General features: G+C 67.8%; 14 protein-coding genes and 1 riboswitch. Of the genes, 6 read left to right on the top strand and 8 right to left on the bottom strand.

Features of this window, described 5'->3' with window-relative positions; all coding sequences use genetic code 11:
• Positions 1–90 precede the first annotated feature (90 nt).
• Complete coding sequence (locus ABT115_RS30135) at positions 91–1362, bottom strand: APC family permease (protein WP_351796472.1); 1272 nt, start codon at positions 1360–1362, stop codon at positions 91–93.
• Positions 1363–1943: 581 nt separating this feature from the next.
• Positions 1944–2126, top strand: a riboswitch (cyclic di-AMP (ydaO/yuaA leader).
• A gap of 4 nt (positions 2127–2130) precedes the next feature.
• Here ABT115_RS30135 and ABT115_RS30130 point away from each other — a divergent pair.
• Positions 2131–2874: a transglycosylase SLT domain-containing protein gene (locus tag ABT115_RS30130; RefSeq protein WP_351796469.1), complete on the top strand. Its 744-nt coding sequence runs from the start codon at positions 2131–2133 to the stop codon at positions 2872–2874.
• 170 nt (positions 2875–3044) lie between these two features.
• On the opposite strand, the gene ABT115_RS30125 is transcribed toward ABT115_RS30130, so the two are convergent.
• Entirely contained in the window at positions 3045–3362 is a 318-nt protein-coding gene (locus ABT115_RS30125) for a hypothetical protein (protein WP_351796467.1), read from the bottom strand.
• Between the two features lie 207 nt (positions 3363–3569).
• Here ABT115_RS30125 and ABT115_RS30120 point away from each other — a divergent pair, with 207 nt between their 5' ends.
• Positions 3570–4649 (top strand): NAD(+)/NADH kinase, encoded by a 1080-nt coding sequence (locus ABT115_RS30120; RefSeq protein ID WP_351796464.1) that lies wholly within the window; start codon positions 3570–3572, stop codon positions 4647–4649.
• A gap of 55 nt (positions 4650–4704) precedes the next feature.
• On the top strand, positions 4705–5550 hold the full coding sequence (locus ABT115_RS30115) for a Gfo/Idh/MocA family oxidoreductase (protein WP_351796461.1): 846 nt from the start codon (positions 4705–4707) through the stop codon (positions 5548–5550).
• A gap of 132 nt (positions 5551–5682) precedes the next feature.
• On the opposite strand, the gene ABT115_RS30110 is transcribed toward ABT115_RS30115, so the two are convergent.
• Together ABT115_RS30110 and ABT115_RS30105 are read right to left on the bottom strand one after the other, a co-directional pair.
• On the bottom strand, positions 5683–6972 hold the full coding sequence (locus ABT115_RS30110; protein WP_351796458.1) for a cytochrome P450: 1290 nt from the start codon (positions 6970–6972) through the stop codon (positions 5683–5685).
• 465 nt (positions 6973–7437) lie between these two features.
• Entirely contained in the window at positions 7438–8058 is a 621-nt protein-coding gene (locus ABT115_RS30105; RefSeq protein WP_351796455.1) for a TetR/AcrR family transcriptional regulator, read from the bottom strand.
• Between the two features lie 207 nt (positions 8059–8265).
• Between ABT115_RS30105 and ABT115_RS30100 the strand changes: the two genes are divergently transcribed.
• From ABT115_RS30100 to ABT115_RS30090, 3 genes are all read left to right on the top strand, one after another.
• Entirely contained in the window at positions 8266–9462 is a 1197-nt protein-coding gene (locus tag ABT115_RS30100; RefSeq protein ID WP_351796452.1) for a cytochrome P450, read from the top strand.
• A gap of 34 nt (positions 9463–9496) precedes the next feature.
• On the top strand, positions 9497–9685 hold the full coding sequence (locus ABT115_RS30095; protein WP_351796449.1) for a ferredoxin: 189 nt from the start codon (positions 9497–9499) through the stop codon (positions 9683–9685).
• A gap of 159 nt (positions 9686–9844) precedes the next feature.
• Positions 9845–10954 (top strand): alpha/beta hydrolase, encoded by a 1110-nt coding sequence (locus ABT115_RS30090; protein ID WP_351796473.1) that lies wholly within the window; start codon positions 9845–9847, stop codon positions 10952–10954.
• 175 nt (positions 10955–11129) lie between these two features.
• Here the strand turns inward: ABT115_RS30090 and ABT115_RS30085 are convergent, their stop codons facing one another.
• From ABT115_RS30085 to kdpA, 4 genes are all read right to left on the bottom strand, one after another.
• On the bottom strand, positions 11130–11915 hold the full coding sequence (locus tag ABT115_RS30085) for a putative protein N(5)-glutamine methyltransferase (RefSeq protein WP_351796446.1): 786 nt from the start codon (positions 11913–11915) through the stop codon (positions 11130–11132).
• Between the two features lie 96 nt (positions 11916–12011).
• Positions 12012–12641 carry a potassium-transporting ATPase subunit KdpC gene (kdpC, locus tag ABT115_RS30080; protein ID WP_351796443.1) on the bottom strand — a complete coding sequence of 210 codons (630 nt, stop codon included), beginning with the start codon at positions 12639–12641 and terminating at the stop codon, positions 12012–12014.
• A gap of 37 nt (positions 12642–12678) precedes the next feature.
• Positions 12679–14808: a potassium-transporting ATPase subunit KdpB gene (gene kdpB / locus ABT115_RS30075; RefSeq protein WP_351796440.1), complete on the bottom strand. Its 2130-nt coding sequence runs from the start codon at positions 14806–14808 to the stop codon at positions 12679–12681.
• Entirely contained in the window at positions 14808–16472 is a 1665-nt protein-coding gene (kdpA, locus tag ABT115_RS30070; protein WP_351796437.1) for a potassium-transporting ATPase subunit KdpA, read from the bottom strand. The genes kdpB and kdpA overlap by 1 nt, the downstream gene beginning before the upstream one ends.
• Positions 16473–16615 lie beyond the last annotated feature (143 nt).

The raw sequence follows: 16615 nt of genomic DNA, 5'->3' as shown, positions 1-16615 counted from the left end.
AGGGGAGACCCCATCCGCCTCCCTCCTCCGCCTTGCCCGGCTTGCCCCTCGCCCCGCTCCTTCCTCCACCCCACCTATGTGCGCGACCTCTTAGTTGCGTGCGCGGCCGAGAACCCTGCGTACGCCATAGGCCACAGCCCCGGCGGCAATCACCGCGGTGCCGGAGATGACGGAAGCCGACGGCAAGGCGAAGGCGAGGAGCAGGCAGCCTGCCAGGCCGGCGACGGGCACGATGCGGGGCGGGCGGCCTTCGTCCGGGGCGAGCGTCCAGGCGGCGGCGTTGGCGATGGCGTAGTAGACGAGGACACCGAAGGAGGAGAAGCCGATCGCCCCTCGAACGTCGGTCGTGGCGGCAAGGACCACGACCACGGCGCCGACGGCGACCTCCGCACGGTGAGGGACTTTGAAGCGCGGGTGCACCGCGGCCAGGACGTACGGCAGGTGGCGGTCGCGGGCCATGGCCAGGGTGGTGCGTGAGACACCGAGGATGAGCGCGAGCAGGGAGCCGAGCGCGGCGACGGCTGCGCCGGCCCGTACCACCGGCGCGAGGCCGGGGACGCCGGCCGCGTGTGCGGCCTCGGCCAGCGGGGCCGCGGCATGGGCGAGGCGGTCCGGTCCCAGGACGGCCAGCACCGTGACGGCGACGGCCGCGTAGACGAGCAGCGTGATGCCCAGTGCGAGCGGGATCGCTCGGCGGATGGTGCGCTGCGGGTCGCGCACCTCCTCGCCGAGGGTGGCGATCCGTGCGTACCCGGCGAACGCGAAGAACAGCAGACCGGCCGCCTGCAGCACTCCGCCGGCGGTGGCATCCGCACCGATGGCCAGACGCCCGGCATCGGCCGTGCCACCACTGAGACAGGCGGTGACCACCGCTGCGAGGACCGCCAGGACGAACGCGACGATCACTCGGGTCAGCCAGGCGGACTTGTGCAGACCGGTGTAGTTGAGTGCGGTCAGCGCCACCACCGCCGCGACGGCCACCGCGTGCGGCTGGGCGGGCCACACATACGAGCCCACGGTCAACGACATGGCCGCACAGGAAGCAGTCTTGCCGACGACGAATCCCCAGCCTGCGAGATAGCCCCAGAAGTCGCCCAGGCGTTCACGGCCGTACACATAGGTGCCACCGGACTCCGGGTAGCGACCTGCCAGCCGGGCGGAGGACATCGCGTTGCAGTACGCGACCCCCGCAGCCAGCCCCAGGCCGAGCAGCAGCCCGGACCCGGCGGCCGCGGCGGCAGGCGCCGGTGCGACGAAGATGCCGGCACCGATCATCGAACCCAGGCCGATGACCACGGCGTCGAACACGCTCAGACGGCGCTTCAACCCGCCCGTTCCCGCCGTCGCCGTCGACGTGTTCATCGCTCACTCCCAGCCGGGCGCCCCGCACGGGCAGGTCCCCGCAGTCCGTACGCATGCAGAGTTTCCGGGGGCACGGTAACTGAGCCAGTGCCGCGACCGGCAAGGTTTACCCCGTCGCGGCTGCTCAGCCCGCTTCCGGCGTGGCGAGCAGTCGCCTACATCCTCCGCGGTGGTGTCCCGAAGATCCTCCACAAGGAGCAGCCAGCGGGTGATGCGGACCGACTTGAGGAACGGCAGGTCGTGGCCGTCGTTCCGAGACGCATCGACTTGCCGATTAAATGTCCAAATATGGGCGATTTATTTATAAGTGGCTGTTTGGTCGATGAAGAGGCATTTGATGAGAGTTGCAACCTTCGATGAATGACCGAATTGCCCCTTTTGAGAACTCCGTGGTGCGAGTCACGTTCAGAGCTCAAGGTGTCGTGGCGCGCAGCCCGGTCCCCTTCTGTGCCGGGAATTTTGGCTTCGCGGCGTGAGCTGGATTACTGCCAATTCCACGATTCGATCTTGCAAATGAATTGTGATCGAAAAATAGGGACTTGTTCCTTTCGGTGTTTCTCGCCTACGGTCACCGTCAATCCGGGCGGAACGCCGAATCCTGCCGCCGTCCGGCAACCCGACCACTCATGCAGGGCAGGAGCGGGGGACCCAGGTAAGTCGCCGATCCGGTATTCGGAACGGCTCGGGGTGAAGCCGCATTGCGTGCGGCCGGACATCTCCAGTCCGAACCCGACAGCTCACCTCGTAGGCGACGGAGAGGAATTCGCTATGCCCACAACGGGTAACTGCCGTCGTAAGCGCACTTCACTGAGCCGCGGTCTCATCGCCGCGACCACGGGCGGAGCCGCTCTCATGCTTCCGCTGATCGGTGCCGGCTTCGCCTCGGCCGCGCCGGCCCAGCCCGCCACCGCCGAAAAGGCTGCGGCATCGACCGTCGCCGCCGCGGGGAATCCCGCGCAGAAGGCCGCGCCCACCACCTATTCCGTGATCGCGGGCGATACCCTTTCCAAGATCGCGCAGGGACATTCCCTCAGCGGTGGCTGGCAGGAGCTGTACGAGGACAATCGAGAAATCGTCGGCGACAACCCCGCACTGATTCGCCCGGGCATCAAGCTGACAATTGGCGCCCCGGCTGAGCCCAAGACTTCCGCATCTGCCACTGCCGCACCGGCCGCGCAGCCCGGGGCGTACACGAACGATCTGGACGGCTGGATCGAGGAGTCGCTGGACGTCATGGCCCAGCAGGGCATCCCCGGCAGCTACGAAGGCATCCACCGCAACATCATGCGTGAGTCCGCCGGCAACCCGCTGGCCATCAACAACTGGGACTCGAACGCCGCCGCCGGAACGCCGTCCAAGGGCCTCCTCCAGATCATCGACCCGACGTTCCGTGCCTACCACGTGCCCGGTACGTCGACGGACAGCTACGACCCGGTCGCCAATATCACCGCAGCGTGCAACTACGCCGCCGACAGGTACGGCTCCATCGACAACGTGTCCGGCGCCTACTGACTCGCAGCGACGCCGATGGCGGTTCAGGACCGACGGGTGGCGAGGGGCCGAACAGGACCCTCGCAAAGGACCACACCCGCCGGTCAGGGACCGCCTTTCGGCTGCTCACCCGCGTGGACAGCAGTTCGCATCACCAACGACGTAACCGTCCGCCACTGACGACGTATCCGTCACTCCTGGGCGCTCTCCGTCGGCTGCTGCGGCTTCTGCGGCCAAGGCCTCGGAACCGTGGCCGCCGCTCCCTCCCGGACAGACTCCACCGCCGCCGCGTGAAGGTGCCGGCTGTCATCCTCCGAGCCGCAAGGCACGGGGCTGCCCGACATGGTGAACCAGTCGATTGCACCCGTGTACTGCACAGTGACCTGGGCCATGTCATCGGCCCAGGTCGTGTGAACGGTCAGGTCTCCGTACAGGACGCCGGCCTCGTCCGTGAGCACGCCTCCGCGCCCGGAGAAAACACCGCGAGTCGTCCATGACGCCCAAGCCATGTCTTCAGGCTGACATCAAGACCGTGGCTGCGCCACCCGCGGCCGTCCGCGCATCGCGGTGCTCCCGGACCCACGCTCGGCTCCTCAAGAGCCCGATCGCCTGACCGGGGACGGTGTGTCGGCCCGGCGACGAAGCCGCACACCCATGGACCATCAAGGTAAGGCCAGGGCATCGCCACGTCGTCGAAACACGGGAGTCGGAGCGAGATGAGCGTCGAGCGGGTGGGAGTCGTCGTCCACCAGGGCCGTCCCGAGGCCGTTGCCGCAGCGCGCGTCGTACGCGACTGGTGTGCGGGCGAAGCCGTTCCGTGCACGGACATCGACGTGTGGCGCGACGACGCGCGCCGGCGCGGCGGACGGGAGGAGGCCCATGTCGCGGGCAACCCCGATCTCATCGTGACACTCGGAGGCGACGGCACATTTCTGCGCGGTGCCAGGATCGCGGCCAAGAACCATGCCGCCGTCCTCGGGATCGACCTGGGCCGGGTCGGCTTCCTGACCGAGGTACCGGCCGAGGACGTCGTCCGGGCGCTCGACGCCGTCCACCAGGGGCGGGCGGACGTCGAGGAGCGCATGACGCTGACGATGAGGGCCTCGCGCGTACTGGAAGTGCCCAAGGACATCGATGCCCTGATGGCCTACGGACGGCGCCCGATGCTGCCGCCGCCTCATGTCGACATGGAGGCGGAGGCCGCGGCGGAAGGCTGGGGTGTGGCGCTGGACGTCACGGCCCTCAACGACGTCGTCGTGGAGAAGCTCGCGCGGGACCGGCAGGTGAGTCTCGGCGTCTATATCGGCGGCCGGCTCCTCGCCTCGTACTCGGCCGATGCCGTCATCATGGCCACCCCCACCGGGTCGACCGCCTACAGCTTCGCCGCAGGCGGTCCGGTGGTCTCACCGCGCATGGACGCCGTCCTCTTCACACCCGTCGCAGCGCACATGACCTTCAACCGCACAGTGGTCGTCGCGCCGGACGAACCGGTCGCAGTGCGGGTCCTGCCCCACTCGGGCCAGGGCGCGGTCACGATCGACGGCCAACTGCGCGGCGTGATCGACGCCGGAGACTGGCTCGGGGTGTACGCGGCCCCGCGTCGTCTGCGCGTCATCAGGCTCGGCCCGCACGACTTCTACGGGCGGCTGCGCACACGCCTTCGCCTCACCGATGCTCCGGCCACGGCAGCCGACGGAGAGAGCGCGCCGCTCTTCCGCCCCGACGGTCCGGTCCCGCACGACCTGGCCCATCTCCGTCTCTCCCCGGCGGACAAGGACGAGGCAAGCGGTCGTTGACCGGGCAAGGAAGAGGCCGCCGAGGCCACCGAGCTGGTGAAGGTAGCCTCTCCTGATGCGTATCGGGATCGTAGGCACCGAGAACACTCATGTCGACCACATCGTCGGCCACCTCAACGTCCACGAGGCGGGCGGCGACGCCCGCGTCGTGGCTCTCAGTGGCGGGCACAGTCGGCGCAACGACATGCTGGTGTCCACCGGAGGGATAGAAAAGATCGTTGACGAGCCCACCGGCCTGCTCGGCCTTGTGGATGCCGTCATCGTCGCGGACCGCCACGGCGCGCACCACCGCGAGCAGGCGACCCCTTTCCTGACCGAGGGGCTTGCGGTATTCGTCGACAAGCCACTGGCCTGCACCGTCGAGGACGCCCAGGCCATGATCGATACCGCGCTCGCCCATGACGCGCCGCTCACGTCATACTCGGCGCTCCGCTGGATTCACGACACCGATGCGCTGGTGGCCCGGACTGTACGGGGCGGGCAGCCGCACGTGGTCGTCACGTCCGGACCTGCCGATCCTGACAGCGAGTACGGCGGCATCTTCTTCTACGGCATCCACCCGGTGGACGTTGCTCTCCGGCTCGCCCCCGGTGAGATCTCCGACGTACGCACCGACACCACCGACACCACAGTCACCGCGTCATTCACCGCGGGCGGCACCCGTGTCCTCGTGAATCTTGTCAAGCCGAACGACACGCACCAGATCCCGTTCCACGCAATGGCGCTCACTCAGGACACCATGGTCGAGCAGACTCTCACTCTCGACGCCCACTACTGCGTGCCGGGCCTCCAAGCGTTCCTGGAGATGGCCCGTACCGGCAGGCCACCGATCAGTTATGGCGACTTGCTGCGCCCGATCGAGGTTCTGGAGCCCGTCGCTGCTGCCTTGCGAACGCGTTGACCGACACTCGGTGACGTGACGCAACGGCGTCGCCCGGCGGGGAGGCGGAGCACGCCGAATCGATGGCGACCGAAGGTGGCTCGGTCGCCGTTCCGGATCCTGTGAACAGTGCCCTGGGGGGCGTGCGCCCGCTCAGCGCAGTTGCACCGGCAGTGATTCGATGCCGTAGACGATCGACAGCTTGCGGAAGGCAAGGTCCTGGGGCGGGACGGCGAGGTGCATCCGGGGAAAACGTCGCGCCAGGGCCGGGTAGGCGGAGCGCAGTTCCATGCGCGCCAGTTCGGCGCCGACGCAGCGGTGGATTCCGTAACCGAAGGCGAGATGCCCTGAGGTGTTGCGGTGAGGGTCGAAGCGTCCGTCGTCCATGACGTACGCCGTGTCGCGGTTGGCACTGCTCAGTGAGCAGAGCACCATGTCGCCCCGGGGAATGACCACCCCCGCTATCTCTATGTCCTCGCGGGCGAACCGTGGGAAGGCGATCTGGACTGCGGAGAGGTAGCGCAGCACCTCCTCGACGAACCGCGCGGTCATTGCGTCGTCCGTCCGTATCCGCTCGAAGACGTCCTTGTTCTGAAGCAGCACCAGAGAGCCGAGGGCGATCGTGCTCGCGGTCGTCTCGAAGCCGCCGGTGAGCACACCGTCGGCGAGGCCCGCGAGTTCCTCGTCGTCGACGCTGTCGCCGTGCTCCTTCACGATCACGCCGAGCAGGCCGTCGCCCGGATTCTCGCGCTGCATCTTGACCACGTTCCTGAAGTACGCCAGCGACTGAGACATGGCGCCGAAGGGTGCGGTCGTCCCACCGAAGAGGTCGAAGCGCTCCATGGCCAGCTGCTGGAAGTCCTGGCGGTCCTCGTAGGGAACGCCGAGCAGCTCACAGATCGTCAGGGAGGGGATCGGCAGCGCGAACTCCTGCACCAGGTCGACCGGGCGCTGACGGGCTTCCATCGCGTCGAGGCGCTCCTCGACTATGGCATCGATCCTGGGGGTGAGGCGACGCAGCCGACGCATCGTGAATTCCGGGGTCAGGATGCGGCGCAGCCGCGTATGCACGGGAGGATCGCTGAAACCGAGCCCGCCGGGGCTCTGTTCCGCTGCGACTCCTGCGTTGGTCGCGAGGTGGGCGAAGTCGGTGCTGAACCCGTCGGCCGATCCCAGGACGGCCTTCGACTCCTCGTAGCCGGTGACCACCCAGGCGTCCATGCCGAACGGCAGCGAGACCTTGGACACCGGTGCTTGCGTCCGGAGCCCGGCCAGCCTGTCCACCGGGTCCAGGCCGTCCCTGCGCAGCAGCATCAGCAGGTCTTCGGGCAGCAGTCTGATCGCGGAAGAACCGATCCCGTACTTCTGAATTCTGGACAGGTAGGTGCGCCCGAGCCGGGCGGTGATACGAGAACGGAACGTCGTCCTCAACGTGCACTCCATTGGTCGTAGCGCGGTCCGCACACACGGTGCGGACATGAGAAGGCTTTGCGGTAGGCGTGGACACGGACATTGACCGGCGCCAACACGGCTTGTGCCGAGAGACGTTGAGTCGCAGGGCAGGAGCCGGGAGAGCGCTGGCAGCACACGGTAGCTGAGCGAGCCGAGTGGGCGGTCGGCATGTCTTCCACGTCAGGACCGGCCGACTGCCACCGCATGTGCCGCCGGGCCGTGAGTACCGGCACGCGGCCGGAGGCGGACGGCCGGCCGGTACGGCGCCTCGGACCGGGTTCCCGGCGGAACAGTGAACAGGCGTGGGAGCGGCTCGCTGTCGTCGAGCGTCAGTCGGCTGAGCGGGGTCATGGGCTGTGCGCCGTCGAACTCAGGCCGAGCGGCGATTCATTGGCCGAAACGGCCTGCAGTGCGGTACTGGGAGCAGTTCGAGGAAGTCGAGTTCGGAGGGTGCCGTCAGTCGGTGGTGGCCGAGGGAGCGCCGGCGCAGCGCAGTGACATCGCGATCAGCTCGGCGACCAGCTGATCGGCCCTGTCGCGGGTGGGGGCGGACAACGGGTCCACCAGTACCTCTCCGATCGCGCCGGTCAGTGCGGCTGCCGTGACCTCCGGATCCTGTTGGGGGAACAACCCGGCGGCGATGCCCTCGCGAACCACATCGCTGAACACTGCGCGATAGCGGCGCCGGAATTCCGAACGGGCCTCACCCAGCGCGGGCTCGGCTGGAGAGGCGAGCAGGGCGTAGGCCAGTCCAGGGTGTTTCAGGGCGCGGCGGGCAAAGACACGGACTCCGCACGCGAGTCGTTCCGCAGCGTTGCCGCTGCCGTCCCGGAGCACTTCTCCGAGAACTTCTACCTCGCGTGCCGAGGCGCGCCGGAAGACCTCCACGGCCAGGGCCCCCTTCGAGGGGAAGTGCTGGTAGACGGAGCCGACCGACATTCCGGCCGCGGCGGCGACCGCGGTGACGGAGGCGTTCGCCCAGCCGACGTCGGCGACGACGGACGTGGCGCACTGGACGAGGCGGTCCTTCGCGGCGGCGAGACGGTCCTGCACTGCGGGCGTTTTGCGGTAGGCCATGGAAGAAGTGAACCACTATTCAGATCTTTCCGTCACCCTTCCTTCCGCCTCGCGCTTGCGAGGCGGAAGGCGTGTCGCGGCGTTACGCTTCCGGGGTGCCGCACACCCGGCGAGTTGGCTGAAGAGTGCGTAGACTAGTTAGGTGACTGAGGCATCTAGTGGGGGAAGCCGATTAGGAACCCCACCGTCCTCTTTGCGAGGTCCGCCATGGCAGACACTGAGACCGTGACCTTCCCGCAGGACCGCACCTGCCCGTACCACCCGCCGGTAAAGTACCGGCCACAGAACGACGGACAAAGGCCGCTCTCTGCCGCCAGACTCTTCGACGGCCGGCGGGTGTGGCTGGTGACCGGGCATGCCGAGGCGCGTGCGCTGCTGGTCGACCGGCGGCTGTCGGCCGACCGGGAGAACCCCGCGTTCCCGGTGTTCACCGAGCGGGTGGCCCGGAGCACCAAACGGCGTATCGAACTGCTTGGTGTCGACGACCCCGAGCACAACACGCAGCGCCGGATGCTGATCCCCAGCTTCTCCGTGAAGCGGACCGCCGCATTGCGGCCGAGGATCCAGGCGACCGTGGACAGGTTGCTGGACGCCATGATCGAGCAGGGCCCGCCCACCGATCTGGTGAGCGCCTTCGCGCTGCCCGTTCCCTCAATGGTGATCTGTGCGCTGCTCGGCGTTCCGTACGCCGACCACGACTTCTTCGAGTCCCGGTCGCGCAAGTTGCTGCGCGGTCCCGGAGCTGCGGATATCGAGGCGGCGCGGGCGGAGCTCGACGAGTACTTCCGGTTGCTGATCGAGCGCAAGCGGTCCGACCGGGGCGAGGGGTTGCTCGACGAGCTCATCACCCAGCAGCTCGAAACCGGGGCCATCAGCCATGACGAACTGGTCCAGTTGGCCGAGATCCTGCTGGTGGCGGGCCATGAGACGACCGCGAACATGATCTCGCTGGGTACGTTCACTCTCCTTCAGTATCCGGACCAGCTGGACCGGTTGCGCACGTCGGAGGATCTGATGCCCGCCGCGGTCGAGGAGTTGCTGCGGTTCCTGTCCATCGCCGATGGCATCTCACGGGTGGCGACGGAGGACATCGAGGTGGGCGGGGTGACTATCCGGGCAGGTGAGGGCGTCGTACTGTCCACTTCGGTGATCAACAGGGACGAAGCCGCGTACCCGTCGCCGGACGAACTGGACCTCGGCCGGGAGTCGCGCCACCATGTCGCCTTCGGCTTCGGGGTCCATCAGTGCCTCGGTCAGAATCTCGCGCGGGCAGAGCTGGAGATCGCACTGCGCACCCTCTTCGACCGGCTGCCGGAGCTGCGGCTGGCGGCACCCGTCGAGGAGATCCCGTTCAAGCCCGGCGACACGATCCAGGGCATGCTCGAACTGCCCGTGGCGTGGTGACCGGGCCCCTTCCGGAAAGGATGCTGTGGTGGTGATGCGGATCAGTATCGACAGGGATGTGTGCATCGGTGCCGGCCAGTGCGCGCTGACCGCGCCGAAGGTCTTCACCCAGGACGACGACGGCTTCAGTGAACTGCTGCCCGGTCACGAGGAGGACGTGGCTGACCCGATGGTCAAGGAAGCCGCCCGCGCCTGCCCGGTGCAGGCGATCACGGTGGAGTGACGGAGCGGCGCCGCGTAGCGAACCCGCCCAGCCGTTCAGGAGGACACGGGCTGACGGTTCCTGGCGTCAACACATTGTTCCCTGGCCTCTCGCGTCCGACGTAAAAAGGCGGAAAGGCGGGTAAACCATCGCGGTGCATACGGCATCCTCACAGGCGTGATGAGCCTGACGGGGACACCCTTCTTCCTGGTGACGATCGCGCTGGCTGTGGCCACCGTGCTGCTTCCCCTGCTGATGTGGAGCCGGTTACGGGGCCCCGCCGTGGTGCGCGGTGCGGTCCGTCTGGTGATGGTCGTCCTCGCGCAGGCGGCAGCCGTGCTGAGCGTCTTCGTGGTGGTCAACAACACCAACGGCCTGTACGACAGCTGGGCCGACCTGCTCGGCACCGGACACCACATCGTTGCCGCGCCGGACCTCAGGCGCGACGGACTCGGGGATCACCGGGACCTGGCGAATGAGCCGAAGGTCGTCCAGGACTTCAGCCTGACGCACGACGCCCGGATGGGCCGAGGCGTCCGCGTCACCCAGCTGAGTGGTCGGGTGTCGGGGGTGCGCGGCGAGGCGTACGTATGGCTGCCGCCACAGTACGGCCAACCGGCCTACCGGCACCGGAAGTTCCCCGTGGTCGAGCTCCTCGGCGGCTTCCCCGGATCGGCGAAGGCGTGGTTCAGCAGCCTGCGCGTGCAGTCGCAGCTGGAGGCCGGGATGCGGAGTGGGGAGATCGCCCCGTTCATCCTCGTGGAGCCGCGAACCAATCTGCTGGCGGGGCAGGACACCGGGTGCGCCAATGTGCCGGGCGTCGTAAACGCCGAGTCCTGGCTGAGTGTGGACGTCCGGCAGATAGTGACCGACACCTTCCGCGCACAGAGCCGTGCGAGCGGCTGGGCGGTGGCCGGGTACTCGGCCGGGGCACACTGCGCCGTGAAGATGGCGCTCTCCCACCCCGACCGGTACCGGGCCGCCGTGAGCCTCTCCGGGTACAACGACCCGGCCGCCGAGCGGGTCTCTCTCACGGGCCGGGACCCGGAGCTGCGGCGGGTCAACAACCCGCTGTGGATCCTGCGCCACGCCACCACCCCGCCGCGCGTCGCGCTATACCTCTCGGGCGGGCGCAACGACGGCTACCGCGACGGCCTCGCGCTGCGGCGGGCGGCAGCACCCCCGACGCGCGTGGTGGTGTCCGAGGTGAACGGGGCGCACACCACCGGGCTGTGGCAACGTCAGGTGCCGCATGTCTTCCGCTGGCTGACGGCCGAGTTGTCACTTTAGAGGCTGTCGGGTGACGTCTGACCGGGCGGCCACGCCCCGGCGCACGCTTCCTGCGCGCCCGCTCGGCGGCCCCGCCGTATTCGGTGCTGCTCTGCGTCGCGGGGGCGCCGAAGGCGAGGTTGCGTGGCTCGCTGCCGATCCTGACCGACGTCAGAGGGCCACCGGAAAACGCTCCCTACGGACTGACCCCGACGACGACGGTGCAGTACATCTCTTCGTTCGACAACACGCGGGGGACGAGTCCGTGGTCGGCCATCGCCTGGGCCGTGAGCGGCGACTGCTCCTCGCTGGTCTCGATCAGCAGGCTGCCGCCCGGCGCCAGCCACCGCGCTGCTTCGGCAGCGACCCGTCGGTGCATCTCGACGCCGTCCGCGCCGCCGTCGAGCGCGTGCCTCGGTTCGTACTCGCGCGCCTCGGGAGGCATCATCGCGATCTCGTCGGTCGGTACGTACGGCGCGTTGACCACCAGGACGTCCACGCGGCCGCGCAGCGAGTCCGGGAGTGCATCGTAGAGGTCGCCCTCGTACACGTGAGCCCCGCTGTCGGCGTTCCGCCGAGCACAGCTGACCGCGTTCGCGTCGACATCGGCGCACGACAACTCGATCCCGTCGACCCGCGCGGCGATGGCGGCGCCGATCGCTCCGCTCCCGCAGCACAGATCGACGACGACTGAGCCCGGTCGGGCAAGCTGCACCGCGAGGTCGACGAGGAACCGGGTGCGCTGACGCGGGACGAACACACCGGCGTCCACTTCGACGCGCAGGCCGCAGAACTCGGCCCAGCCGAGGATGACTTCGAGCGGCTCGCCGGCGACACGGCGCCGCACCAGCACGTCGAGCTCTCCGGGCATCGAGGCGGCGTCGAGAAGCAACTGAGCCTCGTCCTCGGCGAATACGCATCCGGCGCCGCGCAGCGAGGCCACCGTCTGCGACAGCACCCCATCGGCGGGAGTGATCGACATCTGAGCCTTTCGACGGGAACAGTCAGGCAGCCTAGCAGGAGAGGTCAATGGAACTGTGACCAAGGGGATTGTCATCGGCTGCGGGGCGCAGCGCAGTCAGATCAGCCTGGCCAGATCGTGGTTGAGCTCGACAACGTTGACGTGTTGCTGCCCCAGGAATCCCAGAACAGGTCCCCGGACGTGCTGGGCGACCAGATCCCTGACCTTGGCGGAGGCGATGTGGCGGGCCTTCGCGACGCGCTCGGCCTGTGCGTAGGCGTACGCCGGGGAGATCGCCGGGTCGAGCCCGGAGCCGCTGGCGGTGACGGCGTCCGCGGGCACGGACCAGGGCGGGATCCCTTCGATGGCGGCGACGGTGGCGCGACGGTTGTTGACAGCCTTGATCAGATCGGTGTTGTTCGGACCCAGGTTGGAGGCACCGGAGTTCAAGGGGTCGTAGCCGCCCACGGACGGTCGGGGCTGGAACCACTTGGGATCGGGGCGCAGCGGCTCCTGCGCATCGTTGGGATTCTTCTTCGGCAGGGCGAAGTTCTGGCCGATCAGGCTGGAGGCCACCAGCCTGCCGTTCGTCGTCAGCATGGAGCCGTTGGCCTGGCGGGAGAAGCCGGCCTGGGCGATGCCGGTGACGAGCAGCGGATAGGCGATGCCCGTGATCAAGGTGCACGCCAGCAGCATCCGCAGAGCCACCAGATGGTGCTGAAGTACGTGGGGAACGATGGTGCGCACGGTGCGGGATCACCTTTCTTCTCTTGTCGGCCGTCTGTCAGTGCAGGCCGGGGAGGAACTGGATGCAGAGATCCAGCAGCTTGATGCCCACGAATGGCAGCACCAGCCCGCCGAGCCCGTACATCCAGATGTTGCGGCTGAGCAGTTGTGCGGCGGAGGCCGGCCGGTATCGCACGCCGCGCAGCGCGAGCGGGATCAGGGCGATGATGATCAGCGCGTTGAAGACGATCGCGGAAGCGATCGCCGAGGTCGGGCTGTGCAGGCGCATGATGTTCAGCTTGTCCAGGCCCGGGTAGACCGCCGCGAACATCGCCGGGATGATCGCGAAGTACTTCGCGACGTCGTTGGCGATCGAGAACGTCGTCAGCGCACCACGCGTGATGAGGAGCTGCTTGCCGATCTCGACGATCTCGATCAGCTTGGTCGGGTTGGAGTCCAGGTCCACCATGTTCCCGGCCTCCTTCGCGGCCGAGGTACCAGTGTTCATCGCCACACCGACATCCGCCTGCGCCAGCGCCGGGGCGTCGTTCGTACCGTCCCCCGTCATCGCGACGAGCTTGCCGCCCTCCTGTTCGCGCCGGATGAGGGCCATCTTGTCCTCGGGCGTGGCCTCCGCGAGAAAATCGTCCACCCCAGCCTCCTGCGCAATGGCGCGCGCGGTCAGCGGGTTGTCCCCGGTGATCATGACGGTACGGATGCCCATCCGGCGCAGCTCGTCGAACCGCTCCCGCATGCCCTCCTTGACGACGTCCTTGAGGTGGACGACTCCAAGGACACACGCGGTTGGCGTACCGCCGCGCGAAGACAACTCGCCCACGACCAGCGGGGTTCCACCGCTCGCCGAGATGCCGTCGACGATGCCGCCGACCTGTGCCGTGGGATGGCCGCCGTTGTCACGGACCCAGCGCATCACCGCCGTCGCCGCGCCCTTGCGCAAAGACCGGGTTCCCTGAGGATCGTTGAGGTCGACACCGCTCATCCGGCTCTGAGCGGTGAAGGGTACGAACCGCGCCTGGGCCAGTTCTCCCTCACCACGGCCACGAAGAGCGTACTGCTGCTTGGCGAGGACGACGATCGAGCGGCCCTCGGGCGTCTCGTCGGCGATCGACGACAGCTGGGCGGCATCCGCGAGTTCCTCGACACTCACCCCGTCCACCGGCAGGAATTCGGCGGCCTGGCGGTTGCCGAGGGTGATGGTGCCGGTCTTGTCGAGCAGAAGCGTGTTGACGTCACCCGCGGCTTCCACCGCGCGACCGGACATCGCCAGCACGTTGCGTTGCACGAGCCGGTCCATGCCCGCGATGCCGATCGCCGACAGCAAGGCACCGATCGTCGTCGGGATCAGGGCCACGACGAGAGCGACGAGGACGACGATGGTCTGCTCGGCCCCCGCGAAGACGGCGAAGGGCTGCAGGGTCGCCACTGCGATCAGGAAGACGATCGTGAGGGATGCCAGCAGGATGTTGAGCGCGATCTCATTCGGCGTCTTCTGCCTCGCGGCCCCCTCCACGAGTGCGATCATCCGGTCGATGAAGGTCTTCCCCGGTTTCGAGGTGATGTGTACGACGATCCGGTCCGAGAGCACTTTCGTGCCGCCCGTGACCGCCGACCGGTCGCCGCCCGACTCGCGGATCACCGGCGCCGACTCGCCCGTGATAGCGGATTCGTCGACGCTGGCGATGCCCTCGACCACATCGCCGTCACCGGGGATGATCTGCCCGGCCTCGACGACGACGTGATCGCCCAGGCGGAGGTCGACGCCCGGAACTTCCTCCTCTGCGGCGTCGGTCGCGCCCGGTCGCCAGCCGGTGAGACGGCGGGCCGTCGCCATTGTCTTGGCGCGGCGCAGCGTCTCGGCCTGGGCCTTGCCGCGTCCCTCGGCCACGGCTTCGGCGAGATTGGCGAAGACGGACGTCAGCCAGAGCCATGCCGTGATCACCCAGGCGAAGAAGCTGGGTGTCCTGATGGCCGACAGCGTGGTCAGGACCGCCCCGACCTCAACCACGAACATGACGGGGTTGTGGACCATCACGCGCGGATCCAGCTTGCGCAGGGCATCGGGGAAGGACGTCAGAAGTTGCTTGGGGTCGAGCAGTCCACCCGAGACCCGCTGTTGTCGACGCCCGGCGCCGGGCGGGGTGGGAACGGGAGCGGCGGTCGTCGACATCAGTGCAGGCCTTCCGCAAGTGGTCCCAGCGCCAGCGCGGGGAAGTACGTCAGACCGACAACGATGAGAATCACGCCGGTCAACAGTCCGACGAACTGCGGCCGGTGAGTGGGCAGGGTGCCCGCCGTCACCGGGACGGGCTGCTGCGCGGCAAGCGAACCGGCGAGTGCCAGGACGAACACCATCGGCAGGAACCGGCTGATGAGCATGACCACGCCGAGCGTGGTGTTGTACCAGACGGTATTCACGCTCAGCCCGGCGAACGCCGAGCCGTTGTTGTTCGCAGCCGATGTGAAGGCGTACAGGACTTCGGAGAAGCCGTGCGGCCCGGAATTGAGCATGGCGGCCCTCTCGCCCGGGAATGCCATCGCGAGCCCCGCACCGACCAGGACGAGTGCGGGTGTGGTCAGGATGTAGAGGGAGGCGAACTTCATCTCCCGGCCGCGGAGCTTCTTGCCCAGGTATTCGGGCGTACGGCCGACCATCAGCCCGGCGACGAAGACCGCGACGATCGCCAGGATCAGGATCCCGTAGAGCCCGGAGCCGGTGCCGCCGGGTGCGATCTCTCCCAGCATGATGTTGAAGATCGTCATTCCGCCGCCGCCCGGTGTGTACGAGTCATGGAAGGAGTTGACCGCTCCGCACGACGTGAGGGTGGTGGACACAGCGAACAGGGCCGAGGCCCAGATCCCGAACCGCGTCTCCTTGCCCTCCATCATTCCGCCGGCCGCTTGACCGGCGGTGCTGCTGACGCTGTGCAGCTCGTTGGCGGTGACGATGGCGACCGATGCGCCCCAGATCAATGCCATCACGGCGACGACGGCATAGCCCTGACGGTTGTCGCGGACCATCGTCCCGAAGGTCCGCGGCAGCGAGAACGAGATGACCAGCATCAGGTAGATCTCGATCAGGTTGGTGAAGGCGTTGGGGTTCTCGAAGGGGTGTGCGGAGTTCGCGTTGTAGAAACCACCGCCGTTGGTACCCAGTTCCTTGATCGCCTCCTGGGAGGCGACTGGGCCCCCGGTCAGGCGCTGATGCCCGCCCGCGATGGTGGTGATGTCGTGGATTCCGTGGAAATTCTGAACGGCACCGGCGGCCACCAGAACGATGGCGAAGACAAACGCCAGGGGAAGCAGAATGCGAAGTACGATCCGTGTCAGGTCCACCCAGAAGTTCCCGACGCGCTCGGTCTTCTTCCTGGTGAAGCCGCGGATCAGCGCGGCGACGACGGCAATGCCCACGGCCGCGGAGACGAAGTTCTGCACGGTGAGGCCTGCCATCTGGACCAGATAGCCCATGGCCGACTCGCCGGAATACGACTGCCAGTTGGTGTTGGTGACGAAGGAAGCCGCGGTGTTGAACGACTGGTCCGGGGTGATCGGCTTCATTCCCAGGGACAACAGCAGATGGTTCTGGAGGCGCAGGAACGCGTACAGGAACAGTACCGACACCGTGGAGAAGGCCAGGATGCTGCGCAGGTAGATCGACCACTTCTGGTCGGCATCACCGTTCACTCCGGACGCCCTGTAGATCAGGCGTTCGACCCGCCAATGGTGATCGGTGGTCAGGACTCGGGCCATGTAGCCGCCGAGCGGGCGAAACGAGAGACCCAGCGCGACCACCAGGGCGAGCACCTGGAGCCAGCCCGCGATGGTGTCATTCATCCGGAACCTCTCCTAGTGCCGCGGCAGGCAACGTTCGCCCCGTCGCGGCGTCCGGTGCGCACTCTCGCCGCACCGGACGAAAGCCCAAGTACGTCCAGTACGAGGGCTTCCGGCCGGCACGCCGAGAGCACGCACCGGACGCC

Origin of the sequence: Streptomyces sp. NPDC001832 (assembly GCF_040297265.1) — a bacterium.
In the GTDB taxonomy this organism is placed as follows: Bacteria; Actinomycetota; Actinomycetes; order Streptomycetales; family Streptomycetaceae; genus Streptomyces.
The sequence above is the reverse complement of the archived record's forward strand: the minus strand, read 5'-3'. Positions and strand labels throughout refer to the sequence as shown.

Excerpts from the sequence above, each read along its gene's own strand:
- ABT115_RS30135 (WP_351796472.1), bottom strand. The coding sequence starts at position 1,362 with ATGAACACGTCGACGGCGACGGCGGGAACGGGCGGGTTGAAGCGCCGT.
- ABT115_RS30130 (WP_351796469.1), top strand. The coding sequence starts at position 2,131 with ATGCCCACAACGGGTAACTGCCGTCGTAAGCGCACTTCACTGAGCCGC.
- ABT115_RS30125 (WP_351796467.1), bottom strand. The coding sequence starts at position 3,362 with ATGGCTTGGGCGTCATGGACGACTCGCGGTGTTTTCTCCGGGCGCGGA.
- ABT115_RS30120 (WP_351796464.1), top strand. The coding sequence starts at position 3,570 with ATGAGCGTCGAGCGGGTGGGAGTCGTCGTCCACCAGGGCCGTCCCGAG.
- ABT115_RS30115 (WP_351796461.1), top strand. The coding sequence starts at position 4,705 with ATGCGTATCGGGATCGTAGGCACCGAGAACACTCATGTCGACCACATC.
- ABT115_RS30110 (WP_351796458.1), bottom strand. The coding sequence starts at position 6,972 with ATGGAGTGCACGTTGAGGACGACGTTCCGTTCTCGTATCACCGCCCGG.
- ABT115_RS30105 (WP_351796455.1), bottom strand. The coding sequence starts at position 8,058 with ATGGCCTACCGCAAAACGCCCGCAGTGCAGGACCGTCTCGCCGCCGCG.
- ABT115_RS30100 (WP_351796452.1), top strand. The coding sequence starts at position 8,266 with ATGGCAGACACTGAGACCGTGACCTTCCCGCAGGACCGCACCTGCCCG.
- ABT115_RS30095 (WP_351796449.1), top strand. The coding sequence starts at position 9,497 with ATGCGGATCAGTATCGACAGGGATGTGTGCATCGGTGCCGGCCAGTGC.
- ABT115_RS30090 (WP_351796473.1), top strand. The coding sequence starts at position 9,845 with ATGAGCCTGACGGGGACACCCTTCTTCCTGGTGACGATCGCGCTGGCT.
- ABT115_RS30085 (WP_351796446.1), bottom strand. The coding sequence starts at position 11,915 with ATGTCGATCACTCCCGCCGATGGGGTGCTGTCGCAGACGGTGGCCTCG.
- kdpB (WP_351796440.1), bottom strand. The coding sequence starts at position 14,808 with ATGTCGACGACCGCCGCTCCCGTTCCCACCCCGCCCGGCGCCGGGCGT.
- kdpA (WP_351796437.1), bottom strand. The coding sequence starts at position 16,472 with ATGAATGACACCATCGCGGGCTGGCTCCAGGTGCTCGCCCTGGTGGTC.